Below are 22,774 nucleotides of genomic sequence, written 5' to 3' on the forward strand. Positions count from 1 at the left end.
CCCTTGGCGAGGTTGGTCGTGGTGTCGTAGCTCCATGGCGATGACGAGTCCCCGGGTGCGTGCAACGGCCGCCGTGGGCGTGATCGCAGTGGCTCTGTGCGCCAACCTGGCAACGGGTGATGCTCTGCCCTCGGCGTCCGCGGCGCCGGGCGATCTCACGATGGACAGCAATGGTTTCGTGACATCGGCGGCACGCTGTGATGGGCCGCAGCGTCCGGTGCTGGTCGGTCGCACCGCGCGGTCCCTGATCGCGATCTGCGTCGATGGCGGCGGCCAATACGAGTACCGCGGAGTGCGCCGCAGTGACCGCGCGCTTCTCACCCTGCCCGCGACGGCCCTGCAGAACGGCTGCTTCGGCGTCCGTACCGAGGACGTGAACTACACGGTGTCGGACAAGAAGCTTCTGCTGACCTCCGGGCTGCGCATCGTCCGCGACGAGGTGATGCTGCAGTTCAAGGACTTCCGCCAGCCCGAGGCCGCGCCGGTGTCCAAGGCCGCGGGACGCTAGCCGGGGGACCCGGTCAAGACGCAGTGGGTGTGGCTGTAGATGGTGACCACGCAGTCATTGGTGTGCGTGCAGACCGACCTCACGGTGTGCGCGTCGCCGTCGGCCTTGATGCGGTTCAACAGATCGGGTTCGGCCAGTAGTGCTCGTCCCATCGCGATGAACTCGAATCCCTCGGCCATCGCCAGATCCATCGTCTCGCGGTTGGTGATGCCGCCGAGAAGGATCAGCGGCATCGTCAGCTCGGCACGAAACAGGCGGGCATCGTCGAGCAGATACGCGTCATAGTAAGGGTATTCGCGGACGACTTTGGCGAGCGCGGGGACGTCCTTGCCCGGCGCACCGCCCCGGAACGTGTACATCGGGTTCACCAACGAGCTGCCCGCGGTGAGCTCGATCGCATCCAGGCAGCCGTCGTCCTGAAGCCATTTCGCCGTCTGCAGTGACTCCTCGACGGTGATCCCGCCGTCCACTCCGTCAGCCATGTTGAGCTTGGCGGTCACGGCGATCTTGCCCGCTCCGGCGTCGTCGACGGCGCGGCGCACCGCCTCGACCACGCTGCGTGCCACCTTCGCGCGGTTCTGCAGGGAGCCGCCGAACTCGTCGTCGCGCTTGTTGATCAGCGGGCTCAGGAAGGAGCTGACGAAGTAGCCGTGCCCGAGGTGGATCTCGACGGCGTCGAACCCCGCGTCGATCGCGAAGCGGGCGGCACTCGCATGCGCTGCGACGATGTCGTCGATGTCGTCGCGGGTGGCACCCCTCGCGCGCTTGCTCGTCATCGGGGCTAGCGCTTCGGTCTTGTTGGACTGAGCATCGGCGACGGGGCCTGCGTGCGCGATCTGCGCGCTGACGGCCGCACCCTCCGCGTGGATGGCGTCGGTCAGGGTGCGGAGTCCGGGGATGGCCTCCGGGCGCCACCAGATCACCGGACCCTGCGTGCGACCGCCGGGGGTCACCGCAAGGTAGGCGACCGTGGTCATGCCAACCCCGCCCGCTGCGGGCAGGCGGTGGAACTCGATCAGATCGTCGGTGACCAGCGAGTTCGGGCTGGACGCCTCGAAGGTGGCCGACTTGATGATGCGGTTGCGAAGCGTCACCGGGCCGAGCTGGGCCGGGGTGAACACATTGGGCGGAGTGTTCATCTTGGTGAGCCTGCCACAATGGCTTGCGTGGGAGCGATCATTCTGGACGGCAAGGCCACACGCGACGAGATTTTCGAGGACCTGAAGAAGCGGGTGGCGGCTCTCACCGCCGCGGGCCGCACGCCGGGTCTCGGCACGATCCTCGTCGGCGACGATCCGGGGTCGCAGGCCTACGTGCGGGGCAAGCATGCCGACTGCGCGAAGGTCGGCATCACCTCGATCCGGCGCGACCTGCCCGCCGACATCAGCCAGACGGCGCTCAACGAGACCATCGATGAACTCAACGCCAACCCGGAGTGCACCGGCTACATCGTGCAACTCCCGCTGCCCAAGCACCTCGATGAGAACGCGTCGCTCGAGCGCATCGATCCGGGCAAGGACGCCGACGGCCTGCACCCCACCAACCTCGGCCGCCTGGTCCTCAACGAGCCCGCACCGCTGCCGTGCACGCCGCGCGGCATCGTGCACCTGCTGCGACGGTTCGACGTGGAGATCGCCGGGGCGCACGTCGTGGTGATCGGTCGTGGTGTCACGGTGGGCCGACCGATGGGCCTGCTGCTGACCCGCCGGTCGGAGAACGCCACGGTCACGTTGTGCCACACCGGGACACGGAATCTGCCGGACATCACGCGCCAGGCCGACATCATCATTGCCGCGGTCGGAGTGGGACACATGCTCACCGCCGATATGGTGAAGCCGGGTGCGGCGATCGTGGACGTGGGCGTGAGCCGCGACGAGGCAGGCAAGCTCGTCGGCGACGTCCACCCCGACGTCTGGGACGTCGCCGGGCACGTCTCGCCGAACCCGGGCGGCGTCGGACCGTTGACACGGGCCTTCCTCCTGACCAACGTCGTCGAGCTGGACGAAGCCAAAATTAAGTGACACCAAGGGAGTTCGCCCGCAAGGTGTTCGCCGGTCAGTGGCCGATCCTGACCGTCGGACTGTTCTTTCTTGCGGCGTTCGGGCTGGTCGCCGCGGGCTATTGGCGCCGAGGCGCGCTGGTGCTGGCGATCGGGGTGGGTGTCGCGGCCGCGATGCGCCTGACCATGACCGATAGCCGCGCCGGTCTGCTCGTGGTGCGATCACGGACCATCGACGTTGCGACCACCGCCACGGTGAGCGCGGCAATGTTCTTCATCGCGTGGACGATTGACCCGCTCGGCACCAGCTAGACATATGGGTGCCTACCGACGCAGGCCGTCCGGGGTCAGCCATTGAGAACAACTTTGCGGGCATCCGTCTTGGCCGCATCAGCGAAGACGTCGTAGGCGTCGAGGACATCACCGAGGTCGAAATGGTGGGTCGCGAATTTGTCGACATTCAGAACGCCATCCTCGACCAACCGCAACAGCATCGGCAGCGTGTTGGTGTTGACCAGGCCCATCGAGATGTTGATGTTCTTGATCCACAAGTCCTGGAGCGCGAGGCTGACTGAGCGACCGTGGACACCGACATTGGCGACGTTCCCTCCGGGGCGCACGATATCCAGCGCCATCTGGAATGTCGCGGGAATTCCGACCGCCTCAACCGCGACGTCGACTCCTTGCCCATCAGTGAGTGCGAGTACCTGGTCATACCAGTCGAGTTCACTCGAGTTCACCCAATGGGTCGCACCGAAGTCGAGGGCGTTCCGCGCTCGGGTCTCGTCCACGTCGATGGCGATGACGCGGGCGGCCCCCTGGAGGCCGGCGGTGGTGATCACGGCCAGGCCCACCGGTCCGGCGCCGATGACCGCGACAGCATCGCCGGGCTTTACCCGCCCATACAGGACGCCGATCTCGAACCCGGTGGGAAGTATGTCGGAGAGCATCACCCCCTGCGCCATGGTCACGCCTTCGGGGAGTTTGTGTACCGATGTCTCCGCGAAGGGAACCCTGACGTACTCGGCCTGAGTGCCGTTGATCAGATGCCCGAGGATCCAGCCCGTTCCTGGGGCGCCTTCGGCTGCGGCGCAGTGCGAGTGGATGCCGCGCCGGCAGTAGTCACAGTGCCCGCAGTTCTTGATGCAGGCCAGAATCACCCGATCGCCGACTCGCAGTGTGCCGACCGCACTTCCCGTCTCCACGATTGTGCCGACGCCCTCGTGCCCGAGCACCCGTCCCTCGCGGACGGTGGGGACATCGCCCTTGAGGATGTGCAGATCGCTTCCACAGATCGTTGTCGCGTCGATCTTCACGATGGCGTCGGTGGGAGCCTCGATCTGGGGGTCTGCGACGGTGTCCCACGACTTGCGGCCCGCTCCGTGGTAGACGAGAGCTTTCATTGCGATCTCCTTCGGTGAGTAGTGGACTTGGATGGGGCGCAGCGCTCAGACGAGAAGCGCCAGTTGGGTCAGTACGAGTTCGGGCTCCGCGTCGGCCGGCACCTCGGCAAACAGTGCGCGTCCATGCGGGGCGATGCCGTCGGTCCAGAAGGACTGCGGCACAACAGCACCCGGTTCGCCACCGTGGAAGAGCAATTCGGCGTCGGTCCGCAGAGCCAGACCCCAGCGATAGTGCTCGACCGCGTTCGACAACGGAGTGTAGGCGGCCAGATTCTCCTGCACCAGGCCGGTCAACGCCGGGTCGTCGTTGCGGCGGCCGTCGAGGAGCAGCAGCGTTATCGGCAGGGCCTCGAAACGCCGTAACCAGGCGGCCAGATACATTGATGCTGATTCACCGTGGTCTGGCTCGATGTCGGCCAGATTGTCGTTGCCGCACCGGGTTTGCGCTAGTGCGAGCCAGCGCAGCGGCGCAGGCACCTGCAACACGACGGGCTGGTGGCTAGTCTTGCTCAGCACCTCGACCAATCGGGCCGCCGACGCTGCTAGCTCGTCATCAGCCAGCAGCGTCTTCAGTGCGTACCCGGTACGGCCGCGCGCACCCATGGCGTCGAGCAGACCCGGTTGCGCGGACAACTGCTGATGGTAGGCGGCTCCGATGTCGACCAGGGTGGTGTCGGGCCGCAGCAACCCCTGTGCCTGGCCGAAATAGCTTTGGCATTCAATTGGCTCGGACCACGGCACGGGGGCACCGCGCAGGATGCGTGCCGACCCGTACGACGCGTGGTCGAGGATCAGGGGGACCGACCGCCCTGAAGGCGGACTGGTCAGGACGTTGTCGAACTTCGTGGCCATCGTGATTCTCCTCAGGTGGCGTGCCGTACTGCGCGGGACCCGCCGACCCTGGGGTGGGAACCGAGTCTCGGTTCCCACCCCAGGGTCGGGTCAGGCGAGGCGCCGCACGGTCTCACCGTGCTTGGACTCAAGCTCCGCGATCCGCGCCTCGAGTTGCCCGATCTTCACCTCGCGGCGGTCCGGGACCATGATGATTGGCATCTCGTCGATGGTCGCCTTAACCCGAGACGGCCCGTCGATCCCGAACACCGTGGCGGTCAACTCATCGGTGTCATCGCCCCAGGACCCGTAGTAGAGAAGGTCTTTCGGCGGCTCCGGGGTGACCCACTTGTCGACGAACTCCTGATACGGCCTGCCCCGCTCCAGTCGAACCTCCCGGGCCTGCGCGCGTGCCGTCTCAGTGGCTTCGGCATCGATGCGGAACGTCTTCTCGTCGTACACCACTGCGAAGATGTCGCGCGCCACCTTGGGGCTGATCCGACCGAGTTCGGCGTCGTTGATCACCGACTCCGGGTCGCGCTCCAGCGGGTCACCGTAGCCGCCGCCGGCGCCCTGGGCGATCATGTACAACTCGCCGTCCTTGGCGACGTCGAATTGCAGACCCATATGGGACGTCATGTACTTGCCGCCTTCGAACGGCCGCTCGTTCATGACCTTCTCGATGGACAGGTCGAACTTGCTGGAATCCTTACGGATGGCGTCATAGGCGTTGATCCCCTTGACCATTGACAGGGGGTAGGTGCCACAACCGTAGCCGCCGAACATGCCGTAGATCGAGGAGAACTTGGCTCCCGAGGTCACCGTCATGAAGCCCCAGTGCGGGCTGCCCTCGCTGGCGACGATCATCTCGTAGCCCATGCCGCCGGTGAATTTGCCGAATCCCATGTTGTCGCGAACCAGGCGTTTGGACACCAGCTGCATGAAGGGCACCTCCTCCTCCATGACCTCCTGCTCGGCGGTGTCGGCCATCGCGCAGAACAGCGGCGAGACCGCGTCCTCGCCGTCCCGAAATGGCTTGGCCCCGCCCGGCATGCCGTTGAGGTCGGCGCACAGGTTGCCCACCGAGTCCCCGTGCTGGGTGATACCGCCCCAGAGGAAGGTGTTGATCTGGTTGAACCAGTTCGCCACCACGTTGGAGTGCTTGTCTGGGGTGGAGAACTGCATCTTGCCGTAGAGCGACTGCAGCGCCGAGAAGCCACGGAAGGACGCCTGCAGCGACTGTCCCATCGGCGCGTCGTAGGACGCGTCGGCCCAGGTGCCCTCGTCGGAGATGATGTCGATACAACTCATCGCCGAGGTGCAGCGTGGCAGATCCGGCCACCAGAACGCCAGAATCGCCTGCATCATCATCGATTTCACCGAACACAGCGGCGAGTTCATGGCCCGGTTCAGGATTTCGGGGCCGGTGCCGCGCAGGTCGACGGTCATCTTGTCACCCTTGACGTGGATCTTGCACGCCATTTTGATAAGGATGTTCTCCTTCAACGTGCTGTCCATGAACTGGTTGAAACTCACTGTGCCGTCTGGCAACTCGCTGATCCGGCGGCGCACCTCGGCATCAACGTCCTCGATGGTCACTCGCAGTGCCCCGACGAAGGCCTCGACGCCGACCTCTTCGATGATGGCGTCGACACGTTCCATGATCCGGCGAACCGAGCCGATCTTGACCTTCAGGTCGGCGAGTTGGAGCTTCGGATCCCGTACCGAATGCTGCAGGAAAGTCAGCAGGTCGCGGCGCAGATGGCCGCGCTCGACGATCTTGAACGGGCTCATCCGCAGCCCGTCGTCGAACGCTGTCTCCGAACCCGACGGCATGCCACCGGGTTCGCAGGCGCCGTTCTCGCCCTCGTGGATGGTCGCGGCGACCCAGGCGATGATCTCACCGTCACGCACGATCGGCATGATCATGGACTGGTCGGTGTTGTGCACATTGCCGAACCGGGCGTCATTGTGGATGAATCCGTCGCCTTCGTGGATGCCGACGGTCGGCTCGTCCTTCCAGTACTTCATGATGTACCGGATCGGGTGGTGCAGGATGGCGGAGAACGCGATCACCCCGTGACAGGACAGGTAGGAAACGTCACCGGCGGCCGTGTAGATGGCTGTGGTGAGGTCGCCCCACTTCGCGCCGGGCGCGGCGCCCTGCGCCTCGCACATCTCGTAGCCCTCGTCGAGGGCGCCGGCGATGCGTTTGCGTACCCGCTCTACAGTCACTCGGTCAACGCCCTTGGCGATACAGGCGTCCTCGTAGACTGATCGCTCGGCGATGCTGTGTGAACGCATGATCTCCGGGTCCGGCCCGAGGAACAGCGTTGTCTCGTCCATGAACTTGTCGACCCATTCCTGCTCCTGCTCGGAGAGGTCTTGAGGCCGATCGTCGAATGTGGTCATGATTGATTGATCCTGTTCTTGTTGTCCGGTCAGTCCTGCAGGAACCACACCGCGCCCTGGCGGGTGGGCTCGAGGCGCCAGCCAGGCTCGACGAGGAAGGTGGTGTTCTCGGTGGTCACGATCGCCGGACCCGGGATGACATGCTCATGGGTCAGCGCGTGCTGGTCGTAGACCGGGGTGTCCGCGGCGCCGTCCGAGTCGACGAAATGAGCGGCCCGCCGGCCCACTGCGACCGGGATGCGCCGCGTGCCACCGTATTCCAGTGAGTCGAAGCGCACGACGTCACCCTCGACGTAGGACGCCACCCGTACTGTCCCGACCCGGATGCCCGCCTCGGGCGCGGCGCAACTCGCGCCGAACCGGTGGCTGTACACCTCGCCGAAGGTCTTGATGACGTGCAACACGTCACCGACCCCGTTGATTCGATTGATATCGAGAGTCACTGCCTGTGTGAGCAACTGGTTTCCGTACCGCATGTCCAGTTCAAGTCGGTAGTGGACATCCTCGGCGGCAAAGCCCTGGCGGACGAGGTCTTCACGGCCCAACGCCTCGAGGTCAGCGACGATGTCATTGAACTCGTCATAGCGGTCGTACAGGGCGCGGGTGGTCGCGTTGTAGAGCACCACGTGTGCACCGCGTTCGTGGAAGTGCAGTTGACGCATGTTGCCGGCGCCAAGGGCCGAGAACACCGACGAGAAGGGCGGTGCCAGCACCCGTTTGATCCCGGCGTGTTTCGCGATTCCGCAGGCGTGCAGCGGTCCGTTGCCGCCGTAGGCCAGCATCGTGAAGTCCTCGGGGAGGTAGCCGCGCACCCGCAGCTCTTTGCCAATGCCGATCGCCATCTGTTCGTCGACACCGCGTTTGATCTCCTTGGCGATATCAAGGACATCGGAATCCAGTTCGTCGCAGAGGGTTTCCTCGATGGCGAACACTGCGCGTTTCGGATTGAGCTTGATATAGCCGTTGGCGTAGTTGTCCGGGTCGAGATAGCCGAGTAGCAGGTCGGCGTCGGTCACCGTGGCCCGCAGACCGCCGCGGTCGTAGCAGGCGGGCCCGGGGTTGGAGCCTGCTGACTCCGGACCGATCTTGATGGCGTCGTGGATCCGGTCGTATGACGCGATGGAGCCGCCGCCGGCGCCGAGGGTGTCGAGGTGCACCATCGGCACCGACACCAGCCACCGGTCGATCGTCGGCAGGAAGTCGTAGTGCTTCACCCCGCCCTCGGGGACCAACCCGATGTCGAACGAGGTGCCGCCCATATCCGTGGAGATCACGTGGCCCAGCCCTGTCTCGGTTGAGAGATGCTCAGCCGCACCGACTCCCGCGATCGGGCCCGAGTGAATGGTCTGCAGGGCATCGGTGGAGTTCATCTGCGCCATGCCACCCGAGTTGTGCACCACCAGCATCGGCTTGTCGTAGCCGAAGTCGCGCAGGTTGTTCGACAGCTGGCTCAACGCGTGGAACATGATCTCGTGCAGGAACGCATCGACGATCGTCGACGTCGCGCGGACGTACTCGCCCTTGCGGCCAGAAACCTGGTGGCCCAACAGGATGGGAATGGCACCCAGCTCATGCAGCGGGAACTCCTCCAGGATGATCTCCTGGATCTGCAGTTCGTGCTCCGGGTTCTCGGTGGCGTTCGTCAGCGATACGACAAGCGCCTCGGCGCCGGCGTCGACGAGTTCACGCACAACGTTGCGAACGTCCTGCGGGTCGAGGCGGGCAACCACCTTTCCCGCCGAGTTCACCCGCTCCTTGACTGAGCGGATCAGCCGGCGCGGCACCAGGGGTTCAGGTCTTTCGGCGGCGGGTAGATTCTGCTGCATCGAGGAGTCCAGTCCCTCACCGTAGCCACGTCCGCGCGACAACGGGATGGTGTCCTCGAATCCATGGGTCACGATCGCCCCCACCATCGGGCCCTTGCGCTCGATGAGTGCGTTGGTGCCCAGTGTCGTCGCGTAACGGACCGAGTCCACCTCGGCAAGGGCGGTGCCCCGGTCGAGTTCGGCTCTCTTACAAGCCAGATCGAGCGCTTCGTTGAAGCCGAGCGCGAGGTTGTGGTGCGTGGTCAGCGCCTTGGCCTCGATGTATTTGTCGTCCCAGACGAAGAAGCAGTCGGTGAAGGTGCCGCCGATATCGACGGAGATTCTTTTCATGGTTGCAACAGCTCCTTCAGGTCAGCGGATTTGGCCGGCGGCTTTGAGTTGGGCGGTGTACTTCTGCGCGTCTTCGCCAGGCCCGTAGTTGAAGACCGCCTCGGCGTCGAGTCCGCGCTGTTGCCACTGCTCGCGCAGGGCCTCGACGTCGAAGACCATGTCGACCGTCGGCGGGTGGCCCGGCGGCACGTATTCGGTCTCGAGTTGAGTCGCGCAGCCGGGGCAGTAGAACTCGAGGATCCGGCAGTACGTCGGGTCCGGAGAGAACGTGAACTCGTAACGGTCCGGATCGATGATCGGCTGGTGGATCTCGCGCGGATCGCGGTCGTAGACCAGGGTTCCCGGCTTGTAGTTGCCGTTCGCATCGCCGAGGTCGCGCTCACACACCCGGCACACCCAGCGTTCGGTGTCCAGGTCGATCAGCAGGTACTCGGTCATTGGGACTCGCATGATTGGTTCCTTTCTGCCCGTGGGGCAGGTCAGTGGGTGTCGGTCAGGATGAGATCGCCGTTGGAGGTGACATCCAACTGCCACCCGGCGGGGACACGGGCGGTGAAGAACGGCCCCTCGACGATCGCCGGCCCGGCAGCCCGGGCGCCCGGCTCCTGCTCGTCGAGGCGGTACACACTGATCTGGTCGACGCCGTGGGAATCGGACCGCACCGCCCGAACCCCGTCCGGCACCGCATCGACGGATTCGACCAAGCTGTCGTCGGTCAGGACCGGATGGGGCAGGGCCGCAACGACATCCAGACGCAGGGAGAGTCGAGTGCTACCGGCGTCCACGGGGTCCCCGCGTCGATAGGGTCGCGTCGCGACGGTGTCACCCTCCGGAGTCTCCTCTGCGAGCATCCATTCGGTGTTGCAGTCGGAAAGCTGGTAGCCCTCCTGGAACATGTCCCGCTCGGCGCGCACGATCATGTCGTCGTAGATGGCGGCGGCCGATTCGGCAGTTGCGTCGGGGACGCCGACTGCATAGGACTTCCCGATATCGGAGAAGCTGATCCCGAAGGCCGAGAACACCGCGGCCAAGCGCGGAATCAGGACCCGCTTCACACCGGCGAGCCGAGCCGCCCCGCATGCGCTCATCGGTCCGGCACCGCCGAACGCGGCTAGCGTGGTCTCCGCGTGGGCAAGATCGGCGATGACCGCCGCCATCGTCTCGAAGTACGCCGTCTCCATCCGCAGCAGCGCTTCATCGAGGCTGATTCCCAGCGGGTGGGCGACTGTTTCGGTGATCACCGCCCGGGCCCGATCGGCGTCCAGGTGGAGCTGACCGTCGAGATAGGTTCCGGGGTCGAGGACACCGAGCAACAGGTTGACATCGGTAATAGTGGCTTCCTGGCCGCCGAGACCGAAGCACGCCGGCCCGGGTGCCGCACCTACCGAACGTGGCCCGACAGTGATCCGGCCGTCTGTGACCCCGATGATCGAGCTGCCGCCGACGCCGGCCGAGGCCACGTCGCTCATCGGGAAGGAGATCGGGATGTTGCCAACCGCGCCGCGCTCGGCGGTCGCGATCTCACCCCCGGTCACCGATCCGACGTCGGTGGTGGTGCCCCCGACATCCATCATCAACACGTGGGTCAGGCCGTAGCTGTTGGCCAGCGCCTGGGTGCCCTCCATTCCACCGCGCGGGCCGGAGGAGTACGTCTTGAGCGCGATGGCCTTGGCGACCCGCGACGATGCGCCGTCATTGCGATACACCAGCAGCGGGTTGGTCACCTTGTGCTCACGCAACCGGTGCTGGGCCTGGTAGAGGAACCGCTCCATCACCGGATGCAGGAACGAGTTCAGGATGCTCGACCAACTGCGCCGGTCGCGGCGGCGGTCACCGACCAGTTCCCAGCTGTAGAGCAGTGGTACCGATCCGAGCAGGTGCCGGGGGAACTTGCGCAGTAGTACGTGTCGCAGGGTCTGTTCCGACTCGGGAGAATCACCGACCACCACGATGCGGGCGGCCCCGTCGGTGGTCAGCTGGTTGACCTTCTGGACAAGGTCGAACGCGAGATCCTTATCGGGCAGGGTGAGGTCGACGGTCGCGACCCGCGTACCGACTAGGTCATCGAAGAGCGCCGCTGCCTCGGCACTGTCTCGCAGTTCGTCGACGATGGCGTGATCCTCGACGATGAGGCCGATGGGCGGTCCTTTCCGCTCCACCAGGGCGTTGGTGCCCTGCGTTGTCGAGTAGCGGATGTGCTGCGTCTGGTGCAGGAGCCGGACCAGGTCCTTCTCGCCGTACAACGTGGCGGAGGCCTTCTCGATACCGTCGAACAGACACTGGGAAAGATCGAACGGTGTGGTCAGTGTCTTGGTGAACGAGAACCCATGCCCGTCCCAGACACAGATATCGGTGAGCGTGCCACCGTTGTCGATGTTGATGAGGTGATTCATGCCTCTCCCTTTGGCCCCAGTGGTCGGAGTGGATGCCATGTCGTCATCCACGTGAGCTATCCACGACTGTGACGGATGTCTCAGGGGTCCTCGGTGTCCCAAAAGTCGGACACTTGAGCCCCGCCACACTGCTGCGACAATGTGACGACCACTACTTTTTGGAAGGTTCTCGATGGGAGACTCGGCTGACCGGCGACTGTTGATCGCGGCCGCGCGCGCAGAGTTCCTCAATTCGGGCGTTCAGGCCGACGGTGGTGTCCCCGACCACATAGCGGCCTCGTGGCGGCGCAGTGCGTCCGCGGGAGTGGGCAACACCGCGTTGACACCGCACTACTACGACGACCTGGACGTGGCATCGCGGCTCGTCCGGTGCGCGACGCCGGTAATCACCCGCCTCATCGACGAGACGGCGGATCTGGCACTCAGTGTTGCCTTGACCGACAACCGTGCGCGGATCTTGAGCCGCACCGACACCTCACGCACCATCGGCCTGCTTCTCGACAATGTCTCGCTCAACAGCGGATTCGGCTATGCCGAGACCGACACCGGTACCAACGGAATCGGCACGGTCCTCGAATCCGGACAGGCGGTTCACATCCAGGGCCCCGAGCATTATGTGGACGCCCTGCAAATCTTCTCGTGTGCCGGCGCGCCGATCCGCGACCCGATCACCGGACGCATCGAGGGTGTTCTCGACATGTCCAGCCTGGCCGACCATTCGAGCCCGCTGATGCACTCCCTGGTCCGCTCGGCCGCACAGCACATCGAACGCGGACTCCTCGTGGATCACAGTCAGTGCCAGCAGGCGCTGTTCGACACCTATCTGCGTACCGACGCCCGATCGCGTGCGGCGGTGATGGCAGTCGGTGACAACCTGGTGATGATGAATGCCCAGGCGCAGCAACTGCTCGACGCCGGGGATCAGACGTCGCTGCAGGAGCATGTGCGTTTCCTGATGGCCCGTCACGACGCGGTGGATGATCAGATCGAGGTGCCGTCCGGCATCACCGTGCGCATGCGCGGTAGCCGGATCATGGTGGGCAACGACACCGCCGGCATGGTGATGGTCATTACCGACGTCGCCGCTGCGCGAAACGGCAAGGTTCAACACGCACCGCTCGAGGACCGAATGCTGCCGCCCCCGGTGGGAGGCCCCTGGCCCCGAAACGCTAACCTGGTCGCCCGGCCGGCCGAGGACCGCGCACCGATCGCCGCGGGCAGGACGGCATCGTGGCGGGCGGCGGCCGCAAACATCGAAGCGGGGCTGCGTGGACGCGAGGCCCTGTTGGTGATGGGCGAGACCGGGGCTGGAAAGTTCACGCTGCTGACCGAGGTGTTCCATGCCCTGCAGAAGGGCGGCCGAAGCGTCAGCTTCGACGCGGCTGATATCGCTGCCACGGCCTACGACCCGGCTGTGATGTTCGCCGACACCGCCGTTCCGACCATTTACATCTTCCGCAATATCGACGAGCTGGGCACCGACGGTGTGGAGCGGCTGGGGAATTTCATGCTCGCGGCCCTGGATACCGATTTGCCCGTGACCGTCGCGGCCACCCTGTCCGACGCCAGTCCGGATTCGGGCCTGCCGTTCTGTGAAGTGCTGCCTTACTTCCAGACCTCGGTGACCGTACCGCCGCTGCGGCAGCGGTCCGCCGACCTCGGCGAGATCGTGACTCGGGCGCTCGCCGAGCTGGCCCCGCACCGGGGGGTACGCATATCGGCCGGTGCGATGCGTCTGATCGAGCGCTACACCTGGCCGCGCAACGTCCGCCAGCTTGAAGAGGCGCTGGCCAGCGCGTTGAAGAAGCGTCCGGTGGGTGTGATCGAGGAAACCGACCTCCCCGGCTATTGCCACACCACCGCCCGCCGGGCGCTATCCCCACTTGAGGAAGCTGACCGCGATGCCGTGATCGCGGCGTTGAAGGATGCCGGCGGCAATCGCGTGCACGCGGCCCGGGCGCTGGGACTTGCGCGCTCCTCGCTGTACCGGCGGCTCAAGCAGTACGGCATTACGACCGTCTGAGACGAGCGCGGTCTCGGTGATCGATGGTGCGGGGACCTGATGGCGTCGTGACGACCCGGTAGGGAATTGCCCGACCGCGAATTTTGCACAGTAGGCAATATTATGTCTATCGTGGTGAGTATGACTGGATTGCGAGAGCGCAAGAAGGCGGACACCCGTCGGGCGCTGAGCGACGCCGCCCTGGAACTGGTCTTCGAGCGCGGCCTCGATGGCGTCACGCGGGAGGACATTGCCACCCTGGCAGGTGTCTCGCTGCGCACGTTCAACAACTACTTCACCGGGAAGTACGAGGCGCTGGCCTACCGCCAGGTCGAGCGAATGCGGCGCAGCATTGACCTCCTGAGTGCCCGACCCGCGAGTGAGCCGTTGTGGACCTCGATCGTAGAGTCCGTGGTCGAACCGTTGGAGGACGACTTCGCGGACGTGTACGGCGCGGAGATGGCGCTGCCGACGCGTAAGCAGCTCGCCGAGGTCCGAAAACTCCTCATGGTTCCGGAGATTCGCGATGCGACGTTCCGCGGACTGTTCGACGAGTGGGTCATAGTGCTGGCCGAGCGGACCGGCACTGATCCCGAGCGCGATATGTACCCACGGCTGGTGGCCGCCGTGGTGCGGGCGGTCGGCGATGCCGCGATGGACCAGTACGTGACGTCTGATCCGCCGGTGGCATTCACGTCGTTACTGCGAAGCGGTTTCGCGGCCGTCGCCGCGGGACTGCCCGAACCGGACCGGAGGGGTGCGCCATGACCGAGACCGTTGACGTCGTCATCGCCGGCGCCGGACCCAACGGACTGCTGCTAGCCGGAGAGCTGGCACTGGCCGGTATCCGTCCAGTCGTGCTTGAGCGCTTGACGGGCCCTGACACCGAACTGAAGGCAAACGGGATTATCGGGCAGGCGAATCGGGTGCTCGATCTGCGTGATCTCTACCGGACGCTCAGCGGATCGGACCAGCCACCGCAACCGATGAACGGCTTCCTCTTCGCCGGCATGCAGGTGCCGTTCGTCGATGTGGCCGACAACCCGATGTACGGCATGCTGATTCAGCAACCACGAGTGGTGCGCCACCTGATCGACTGGGTGTTGGGGTTGGGTGTCGAGATCCGTTGGGGGCATGAGCTGGAAGGTGTCGCTCCCGGACCCGACGGCGTCGCTCTGACCGTGGCGTCACCCGATGGCGGCTATGGTCTTGACACCTCCTATCTCGTCGGCGCTGACGGTGGTCGAAGCCAGGTCAGAAAGAGCGTCGGCATCGAATTTCCAGGCCTGACGACGGATCTGGTCGCGCGTCTGGCTCACGTCAGCATTCCCGATGAGCTACGCACCGGAGACGGTGGTATCGACATTCCTGGGGTCGGACGTCTCCCGTTTGGGCACAACAGATTCGATAGCGGCGTACTCATCTATGCCGAGTTTGAGCCAGGTCGTCCCATGGTCGGGACAATCGAGTACGGCACCTTGCTGCCCGACGACGCACCGCCGTTGACCATCGCCGAACTAGGCGAGAGTGTCGGGCGGGTGCTCGGTGTCGATGTGCCGATTGAGCCGCCGACGGGCCCTGGGCCGCACGCATTACGACGCATCAACGGTCAGAACACCCGGCAGGCCGACCGGTACCGGGCCGGGAATGTGTTTCTGGTGGGGGATGCCGCCCATGTGCACTCCGCGATGGGCGGTCCCGGCCTGAACCTGGGGATGCAGGACGCGATGAATCTGGGCTGGAAGTTGGCTGCGGCGATCTATGGGTGGGCCCAGCCTGGGCTGCTGGACAGCTATCACGCCGAGCGGTACCCGGCCGGTCAGCGCGTGATGATGCATTCGATGGCTCAGGCCGCCCTGATGGCAGCAGGCCCCGAAGTCGTGGCGCTGCGAGCGCTTTTCGGCGAGCTGCTGTCCACGCCGGACGGGTCGACTCACATCGCGAACCTGTTGGCCGGATCGGACGTCCGCTACGACATCGGAGACGATCACCCGCTGTCGGGCTACTTGGTGCCCGACCTCGTGCTCGACGACGGTCGTCGCGTCGCCGGCATGTTGCACTCAGCGCGCCCGGTTCTGCTGGACCTGTCCGGCGGCGTCACGCTGTCGCACGACCGGATCGAGGTGGTGCGCGGCACGATGGCGTCGCCCCCCGCGGCCGCGCTGCTGATCCGGCCAGACGGCTATGTCGCCTGGGCGGCGGACACCTTCGAACCAGAGGACGCGCAGCGACTGACGGCCGCGGCGACCCGCTGGTTCGGTCAGGTCAGCGTGGCGCGGATGCAGACCGTCACGTAGGGCAGGGCCAATCCGCTCGAGTTCGCCAATGCCGGGTGGGTGGCCAGCAGTTCGCGAACCTGGTCCAGCGTGCGGGTGCGCACGTCGGCCGGTGAGGTGATGCAGTAGCTACGCGATGCCACCAGGTCGATGAGTGCCTGCGGCGTCAGGTAACTGGTCCACTCGACATGGTGGCGCTCCACATCGGAGAACGCGTCGGGCAGCGACACGTTGTGGTGAGAGGCCTCGTCGTGGCCGATGATGTGGCCCAGATCCTTGACCCAGCCCAGTCTCTCGTCGCGGGTGTTCCACACCAGCCCGAGCCGTCCTCCGGGACGCAGCACTCGGGCGACCTCCTTGACGGCGCGCTCGGGATCGAACCAGTGCCAGGCTTGGGCCACCAGAACGGAGTCGACGCTGTCGTCAGGCAGCGGAATCTCCTCGGCCGTGCCCAGGAGCGCCGGCGTTTCGGGCAGCGATCCGCTGAGCACTTCGAGCATCTCGGGGATCGGGTCAACCGCGAACACGTTCAGGCCGCGTTCGACGAGCCGCACGGTCAGCTTGCCGGTACCCGCTCCGAGGTCGAGCACATCGCGAGCCCCCGAGGGCAGCAGCCAGTCGATCGCCTCGGGAGGATATGAGGGTCGACCGCGCTCGTAGGCCGCCGCCTGCGCACCGAATGACAGTGAACGGGTGGGGTTGGCGTCGGTCACTTCGACGCCAATTTCAGTGTCTGCCGGATGAGTTCGCCCACAGCGTCGGTCTCGACCAGGAAGCCGTCGTGGCCGTAGGCCGAGTCGATGACGTTGAGGCCCGTACAGCCGGGCAGCAGCTCCGCCAGCTCCTGCTGCAGACGCAGCGGGTAGAGCCGATCAGACGTGATGCCGCCGACGATCACCGGACGCGGGCAGCCAACCAGCGCGGCGCGCACGCCGCCTCGACCCCGGCCGACGTCGTGACTGCTGAGCGCGTCGGTCAGCGCCACGTAGGTGCCGGCGTCGAACCGGCGGGCTAGCTTGCCCCCCTGGTACTGCAGATAGCTCTGCACCGCGTACCGGCCGCCCTCGGTCGGCCGCTCGTCGTCCTGTCCGTCGTTGCCGAAGCGCTCGTCGAGTTCTTCCTCACCGCGATAGGTCAGGTGGGCGAACTGGCGCGCGATCTCCATGCCGACGTGCGGTGTCCGCCCGGTGCCGTGGTAGTCGCCGCCCTGCCACTCGGGGTCGGCCTTGATGGCCGCCACTTGGGTGCACTGCGTGCCGATCTGGTCGGCGGTGGCGCGTGCCCCGACGGCCAGGACCAGCGCGGCCCGCACGGTGTCGGGATGGCCGACGACCCACTCCAGCGCCCGCGCGCCACCCATGGACCCACCGACAACGGCAGCCACCTGGGTGATGCCGAGCGCGGCGAGTGCGGCGAGATCGGCGTTGACCTGATCGCGCACCGTGATGGCGGGGAACCGTGAGCCCCACGGTTTGCCGTCCGGGGCAATCGAACTCGGGCCTGTCGAGCCGCGGCAGCCGCCCAGGACGTTGGTGCCGATCGCGCACCAGCGGTCGGTGTCGATCGGGGCTCCCGGTCCGGCGATACCGTCCCACCAGCCCGGCGTGGGATGGCCCGGTCCGGCCGGTCCGGTGATGTGCGAGTCGCCCGTGAGGGCGTGCAGCACCATGACCACGTTGTCGCGTTCGGGGGAGAGCTCGCCCCAGCGCTGCACGGCGATCGAGACGTCGGGCAGGACTATGCCGCTCTCCAGCTTCAGCGCACCGATGTTGACGACGCCGGTGTCTCCGTCAGAGGGCAGGACTGTCGGCACGTCGCTCAGTATGTCGAAGGTGGTCATGTCGTCTCCGCACTCACACCGACGGCACGGTGTGAGCCGCACCGGAGAATGCCTTGGCGGCGACGAAGCCCTGCTCGAGGTCGGCGATGATGTCGTCGATGCCCTCGATGCCGACCGCCAGCCGTACCAGGCCGGGGGTCACGCCGGTGGCCAACTGCTCCTCGGGTGAGAGCTGGGCGTGTGTCGTCGAGGCCGGATGGATGACCAGTGAGCGGACGTCACCGATGTTGGCCACGTGGCTATGCAGTGTCAGGGCGTTGACGAACGCCCTGCCCGCCTCGATGCCGCCGGCCAGCTCGAACGCCAGCACCGCGCCGGTCCCCTTGGGCGCCAGCTTCTTACCCAGCTCGTACCAGGGCGACGTCGGCAGGCCGGCGTAGTTCACCGACACCACGTCGTCGTGGCCGACCAGGAACTCGGCCACCTTCTGCGCGTTGGACACGTGGCGTTCAACGCGCAGGCTCAGCGTTTCTATGCCCTGGGCGATGAGGAACGCGTTGAACGGCGACGCAGCCGAGCCGAGGTCGCGCAGCAGTTGCACGCGGGCCTTGAGCGCGTAGGCGGGCGCGCCGAGTTCGGCGAACACCACGCCGTGGTAGCTCGGGTCGGGGGTGGTGAAACCGGGGTGGCGGCCCTGGGTCCAGTCGAACGTGCCGCCGTCCACGATCACGCCTGCGATCGCCGAGCCGTGGCCACCGAGGTATTTGGTCGCCGAGTGGACCACGATGTCGGCGCCGTGGCTGATCGGCTGGATCAGGTAGGGCGTCGCAATGGTGTTGTCGACGATCAGTGGCACGCCGTTGTCGTGGGCCACCGACGCGACGCCGGGGATGTCGAGGATGTCGATCTGCGGGTTGGAGATCGTCTCGGCGAAGAACGCCTTGGTGTTGGGCTGCACGGCGGCGCGCCAGGAGTCCAGGTCGTCGGGGTTCTCGACGAAGGTGGTCTCGATGCCGAGCTTGGGCAGCGTGTAGTGCAGCAGGTTGTACGTGCCGCCGTACAGTCGGGGGCTGGACACGATGTGGTCACCCGCGCTGGCGAGGTTGAGGATCGCGAAGGTCTCCGCGGCCTGGCCGGACGACAGGAACAGCGCCGCGACGCCGCCCTCGAGTGCGGCGACGCGCTGCTCGACGACGTCGGTCGTCGGGTTCATGATGCGGGTGTAGATGTTGCCGGGTTCGGCCAGTCCGAACAGCGCCGCGGCGTGTTCGGTGCTGTTGAACGTGTACGACGTCGTCTGGTAGATCGGCAGTGCGCGCGCGTTGGTGGCGATGTCGGGGGTTTGGCCGGCATGCACCTGCTTGGTCTCGAAAGACCAGTTGGCACTCGGATCCGCTTCGGGGTTGGCTGCTCTTTCCGGGTCGGTCATGGGGTAGATCTCCTAGCGAGGTGTGCGGCGCGTCGCGATGGCGAGCGCACGCAAGTGATCTGGGTTTTTGGGCGAGATCAACGACACGCACACATGACGGGCCTCCACATCAGGTTTCCCTGTTCTCTCGGGGGGTCCGTTGACTGCGGACCCGCGCTTGCCGTGTGGCCGACTGTCGTTTCACAACCAGTCAGCTACCCAACCTGGTCAATCACCCGGGGCACCCCACCGCGGTTGGAGGGTTGCCGGCCAGCGAGCCGGGGCTTGACGCTGGCACTCATGACCGATACGAAGCCTAACTCACGACCGTGATCCCGTGCCAGTAGGTTGCTGGTGAGGACGGTCGGTGAGCCGACTCCGCGGACCGCGGGGGAGCCTCCTGCCGACCCGTCGCCTACGCGTAGGTTCGGAACCGAAGCGATACTTATGTTCTGAATACTTACGTCCGTGATGCCAGGAGAGTGACCCTTGACTGCCAAGCAGCCCACCATCATCTACACGCTGACCGACGAGGCTCCGCTGCTCGCGACGTACGCCTTTCTGCCGATCGTGCAGACCTTCGCCGAGGCGGCCGGCATCGATGTCACGACGAGTGACATCTCGGTGGCGGCGCGCATCCTTGCCGAGTTCTCCGACTACCTGACCGAAGAGCAGCGCGTGCCGGACAACCTGGCCGAACTGGGTGAGCTGACGCAGTTGCCGGACACCAACATCATCAAGCTGCCGAACATCAGCGCCTCGGTGCCTCAGCTCCTGGCCGCCATCAAGGAGCTGAAGAGCAAGGGCTATGACCTGCCGGAGTTCCCCGGTGAGCCGAAGACCGACGAGGAGCGGACGATCAAGGCGCGCTATGGCAAGTGCCTCGGCAGTGCGGTGAACCCTGTGCTGCGCGAGGGCAACTCGGATCGTCGCGCACCCAAGGCGGTCAAGGAGTACGCGCGCAAGCACCCGCACAGCATGAGTCCTTGGTCACAGGCCTCGCGCACCCACGTGGCGACCATGAAGCACGGCGACTTCTATCACAGCGAGAAGTCGATGACGCTGGACAGCGCGCGCAAGGTGCGGATGGAACTGCTGACGACCGGTGGCGAGACCATCGTGCTCAAGCCCGAGGTGTCGTTGGACAAGGGCGACGTCATCGACAGCATGTTCATGAGCAAGAAGGCCCTCTGCGACTTCTACGAGGAGCAGATGGAGGACGCCTACAAGACCGGCGTGATGTTCTCCCTGCACGTCAAGGCCACGATGATGAAGGTCAGCCACCCCATCGTCTTCGGCCATGCGGTGAAGATCTTCTACAAGGACGCCTTCGCCAAGCACCAGAAGCTGTTCGACGAGCTGGGCGTCGACGTCGACAACGGGCTGTCCGATCTGTACGACAAGATCGAGTCGCTGCCCGCCTCGCTCCACGAGGAGATCATCCGAGATCTGCACGCGTGCCACGAGCACCGTCCCGAGCTGGCCATGGTGGACTCGGCCAAGGGCATCTCGAACTTCCACTCGCCCAGCGACGTCATCGTCGATGCCTCGATGCCCGCGATGATTCGCCTCGGCGGCAAGATGTACGGGGCTGACGGACGAACCAAGGACACCAAGGCCGTCAACCCCGAGTCGACGTTCTCGCGCATCTACCAGGAGATCATCAACTTCTGTAAGACCCACGGCCAGTTCGACCCGACGACCATGGGCACCGTCCCCAACGTCGGTCTGATGGCGCAGAAGGCCGAGGAGTACGGCTCCCACGACAAGACGTTCGAGATCCCCTCCGACGGTGTCGCCAACATCGTCGACAACGACACCGGCGAGGTGCTGCTCACACAGAACGTCGAAGAGGGCGACATCTGGCGCATGCCGATCGTCAAGGACGCACCGATCAGGGACTGGGTGAAGCTGGCCGTCACGCGGGCTCGCGACTCCGGCATGCCCGTGGTGTTCTGGCTGGACACCGAGCGTCCGCATGAGAATGAGCTGCGCACGTTGGTCAAGAAGTACCTGAAGGACCACGACACCGAGGGTCTGACCATCCAGATCATGCCGCAGGTGTGGGCCATGCGGTACACCATCGAGCGAGTAAGCCGCGGGCAGGACACCATCGCCGCGACCGGCAACATCCTGCGCGATTACCTCACCGACCTGTTCCCGATCCTGGAACTCGGCACCAGCGCCAAGATGCTGTCGATCGTTCCGCTGATGGCCGGCGGTGGTCTGTACGAGACCGGGGCGGGCGGTTCGGCCCCCAAGCACGTCAGCCAGCTGATCGAGGAGAATCACCTGCGCTGGGATTCGCTCGGCGAGTTCCTCGCGCTGGCAGTCAGCCTGGAGGACCTCGGCAAGAAGGCCGACAACCCGCGCGCGACGATCCTCGCCAAGACGCTGGACGCCGCGACCGGGAAGCTGTTGGACAACGACAAGAACCCGTCGCGCAAGACCGGTGAACTCGACAACCGTGGCAGCCAGTTCTACCTCGCCATGTACTGGGCGGCCGAACTCGCCGCGCAGAGCGAGGACAAGGAGTTGGCCGAGCACTTCGCGCCGCTCGCCAAGGCGCTGGCGGAGAACGAGGACGCCATCGTTGCCGAACTCAACGAGGTGCAGGGCGAGTCCGTCGACATCGGTGGGTACTACTACCCCGATCGGGAGAAGACCGCTTCGGTGATGCGGCCGAGCAAGACGTTCAACTCGGTGCTGGAGGCATCCAACGGCTAACCGGTCGGCGGTACCTCGGCGCGCTCGGGCACGGTGTGGGCGTCGACGAAGTCGGCGATCAGCTCGGTGACGCGGCCGGGTGCCTCCAGCATCGGAATGTGGCCAAGCCCCTCGAGCCGAGTCAGCTGGGCCTCCTGCGGCAGGTTGTCGACGAAGTAGCGGGTGCCGCGAGGGCTGGGGAACACCCGATCCTTCTCGCACAGCACCAGGTGCGTCGGCGCCGCGACCTTGGCCAGCTCCAGCAGGCCCGGTAGCCGCAGTGTCTTGACCATCAGCTGCACGTAGGCGGTGCAGTGCGTCGCGTCCTCGACCAGGGCAATGAGATCGGGTTGGCTGGGCCCGTCGGCTGGACCGCTGACGGGCAGCGTCGCCAGGCGGCGGGCGAAGGGCAGATCGAGGATCCGGGGGCCCATGAGCCGCGCCGCGATGAGCGCCGGTCCGCCGAGCAGGAACTTCAGCACCGTCTCGTACTTCGTGAGTGCGTGCTTGCCCCAGCCGCCGGCGGGGGCGATCGCGGTCAGGGTCCTGGCCCGGCCGCGCCGCTCCAGCTCGAAGGCGACCCAGCCGCCCAGCGAGTTGCCCACGATGTGGGCGGTGTCCCAGCCGAGCCGGTCCATCCGGCGCTCGATGTCGTCGACCAGGGTGGCGGTGTCGAGGAACAAGCTGCCGGCCCTGGCGCCGCCGTTGTGGCCGACCATCGTCGGTGCGAACACCTCGAAGCGCCCGGCGTCGGCGAGCTGCTCGGCCACGGTGCGCCACACGTTCTGCGAGCACAGGAACGGGTGCAGAAGCAGGATCGGTTCGCCGGACCCGAGGTGGATGGGATCACGTTCTGGCATGCGGCCGACACTAAGGTGATACCGCCGGTACCGCAAGGTG

18 protein-coding genes and 1 riboswitch are annotated in these 22,774 nt (G+C 65.7%); of the genes, 7 read left to right on the forward strand and 11 right to left on the reverse strand.

Translation table 11 applies throughout. The features are described 5' to 3' along the window. Positions 1–34 precede the first annotated feature (34 nt). Positions 35–508 carry a hypothetical protein gene (locus ABIA65_RS25340; protein WP_241400598.1) on the forward strand — a complete coding sequence of 158 codons (474 nt, stop codon included), beginning with the start codon at positions 35–37 and terminating at the stop codon, positions 506–508. On the opposite strand, the gene ABIA65_RS25345 is transcribed toward ABIA65_RS25340, so the two are convergent. After that, positions 505–1,647, reverse strand: a complete 1,143-nt coding sequence (locus ABIA65_RS25345) for an NADH:flavin oxidoreductase (protein WP_354525270.1) — start codon at positions 1,645–1,647, stop codon at positions 505–507. The genes ABIA65_RS25340 and ABIA65_RS25345 overlap by 4 nt on opposite strands. A 27-nt stretch (positions 1,648–1,674) precedes the next feature. On the opposite strand from ABIA65_RS25345, the gene ABIA65_RS25350 reads away from it, so the two are divergent. Both ABIA65_RS25350 and ABIA65_RS25355 read left to right on the forward strand, forming a co-directional pair. Next, positions 1,675–2,529, forward strand: coding sequence for a bifunctional methylenetetrahydrofolate dehydrogenase/methenyltetrahydrofolate cyclohydrolase (locus ABIA65_RS25350; protein ID WP_241400596.1), 855 nt, complete (start codon positions 1,675–1,677; stop codon positions 2,527–2,529). Continuing rightward, positions 2,526–2,819 carry a DUF3017 domain-containing protein gene (locus ABIA65_RS25355; protein ID WP_241400595.1) on the forward strand — a complete coding sequence of 98 codons (294 nt, stop codon included), beginning with the start codon at positions 2,526–2,528 and terminating at the stop codon, positions 2,817–2,819. Before ABIA65_RS25350 ends, ABIA65_RS25355 begins: the two co-directional genes overlap by 4 nt. A gap of 35 nt (positions 2,820–2,854) precedes the next feature. Here the strand turns inward: ABIA65_RS25355 and ABIA65_RS25360 are convergent, their stop codons facing one another. The 6 genes from ABIA65_RS25360 to ABIA65_RS25385 form a co-directional block, all read right to left on the reverse strand. Beyond that, complete coding sequence (locus ABIA65_RS25360; protein ID WP_241400594.1) at positions 2,855–3,910, reverse strand: zinc-dependent alcohol dehydrogenase family protein; 1,056 nt, start codon at positions 3,908–3,910, stop codon at positions 2,855–2,857. Between the two features lie 45 nt (positions 3,911–3,955). After that, a complete protein-coding gene (locus tag ABIA65_RS25365) occupies positions 3,956–4,762 on the reverse strand; it encodes a hypothetical protein (protein WP_354525271.1) in 807 nt (268 codons plus the stop codon). A gap of 90 nt (positions 4,763–4,852) precedes the next feature. Then, entirely contained in the window at positions 4,853–7,153 is a 2,301-nt protein-coding gene (locus tag ABIA65_RS25370; RefSeq protein ID WP_354525272.1) for a hydantoinase B/oxoprolinase family protein, read from the reverse strand. 29 nt (positions 7,154–7,182) lie between these two features. Then, a complete protein-coding gene (locus tag ABIA65_RS25375; protein WP_354525273.1) occupies positions 7,183–9,309 on the reverse strand; it encodes a hydantoinase/oxoprolinase family protein in 2,127 nt (708 codons plus the stop codon). Between the two features lie 21 nt (positions 9,310–9,330). Next, positions 9,331–9,759, reverse strand: coding sequence for an acetone carboxylase subunit gamma (locus ABIA65_RS25380; RefSeq protein ID WP_241400590.1), 429 nt, complete (start codon positions 9,757–9,759; stop codon positions 9,331–9,333). A gap of 29 nt (positions 9,760–9,788) precedes the next feature. Further along, a complete protein-coding gene (locus ABIA65_RS25385; protein WP_354525274.1) occupies positions 9,789–11,702 on the reverse strand; it encodes a hydantoinase/oxoprolinase family protein in 1,914 nt (637 codons plus the stop codon). Between the two features lie 172 nt (positions 11,703–11,874). On the opposite strand from ABIA65_RS25385, the gene ABIA65_RS25390 reads away from it, so the two are divergent. From ABIA65_RS25390 to ABIA65_RS25400, 3 genes are all read left to right on the forward strand, one after another. Beyond that, on the forward strand, positions 11,875–13,725 hold the full coding sequence (locus ABIA65_RS25390; protein ID WP_502919615.1) for a sigma-54-dependent Fis family transcriptional regulator: 1,851 nt from the start codon (positions 11,875–11,877) through the stop codon (positions 13,723–13,725). A gap of 120 nt (positions 13,726–13,845) precedes the next feature. After that, positions 13,846–14,472: a TetR/AcrR family transcriptional regulator gene (locus ABIA65_RS25395; RefSeq protein ID WP_241400587.1), complete on the forward strand. Its 627-nt coding sequence runs from the start codon at positions 13,846–13,848 to the stop codon at positions 14,470–14,472. Next, positions 14,469–16,001, forward strand: coding sequence for an FAD-dependent monooxygenase (locus ABIA65_RS25400; protein WP_354525276.1), 1,533 nt, complete (start codon positions 14,469–14,471; stop codon positions 15,999–16,001). The genes ABIA65_RS25395 and ABIA65_RS25400 overlap by 4 nt, the downstream gene beginning before the upstream one ends. On the opposite strand, the gene ABIA65_RS25405 is transcribed toward ABIA65_RS25400, so the two are convergent. Genes ABIA65_RS25405 through ABIA65_RS25415 form a run of 3 tightly spaced genes read right to left on the reverse strand, consistent with a single transcriptional unit; the run spans position 15,965 to position 19,189 of the window. Next, on the reverse strand, positions 15,965–16,693 hold the full coding sequence (locus ABIA65_RS25405) for a class I SAM-dependent methyltransferase (protein ID WP_241400585.1): 729 nt from the start codon (positions 16,691–16,693) through the stop codon (positions 15,965–15,967). The two genes, ABIA65_RS25400 and ABIA65_RS25405, sit on opposite strands and share 37 nt — an antisense overlap. Further along, positions 16,690–17,820: a homoserine O-acetyltransferase MetX gene (gene metX / locus ABIA65_RS25410; protein ID WP_241400584.1), complete on the reverse strand. Its 1,131-nt coding sequence runs from the start codon at positions 17,818–17,820 to the stop codon at positions 16,690–16,692. Before metX ends, ABIA65_RS25405 begins: the two co-directional genes overlap by 4 nt. Before the next feature lie 13 nt (positions 17,821–17,833). Then, a complete protein-coding gene (locus tag ABIA65_RS25415) occupies positions 17,834–19,189 on the reverse strand; it encodes a bifunctional o-acetylhomoserine/o-acetylserine sulfhydrylase (RefSeq protein ID WP_241400583.1) in 1,356 nt (451 codons plus the stop codon). Positions 19,190–19,337: 148 nt separating this feature from the next. Next, positions 19,338–19,474, reverse strand: a riboswitch (SAM riboswitch). 183 nt (positions 19,475–19,657) lie between these two features. Here ABIA65_RS25415 and ABIA65_RS25420 point away from each other — a divergent pair. Beyond that, positions 19,658–21,895 (forward strand): NADP-dependent isocitrate dehydrogenase, encoded by a 2,238-nt coding sequence (locus ABIA65_RS25420; RefSeq protein WP_354525277.1) that lies wholly within the window; start codon positions 19,658–19,660, stop codon positions 21,893–21,895. Here ABIA65_RS25420 and ephH read toward each other — a convergent pair. Then, the gene (ephH, locus tag ABIA65_RS25425; protein ID WP_354525278.1) at positions 21,892–22,734 is read right to left on the reverse strand and encodes an epoxide hydrolase EphH; all 843 of its coding nucleotides are present in this window, start codon (positions 22,732–22,734) and stop codon (positions 21,892–21,894) included. The two genes, ABIA65_RS25420 and ephH, sit on opposite strands and share 4 nt — an antisense overlap. Positions 22,735–22,774 lie beyond the last annotated feature (40 nt).

The sequence above is a fragment of the Mycolicibacterium sp. 624 genome (genome assembly GCF_040548615.1).
Lineage (GTDB): Bacteria > Actinomycetota > Actinomycetes > Mycobacteriales > Mycobacteriaceae > Mycobacterium.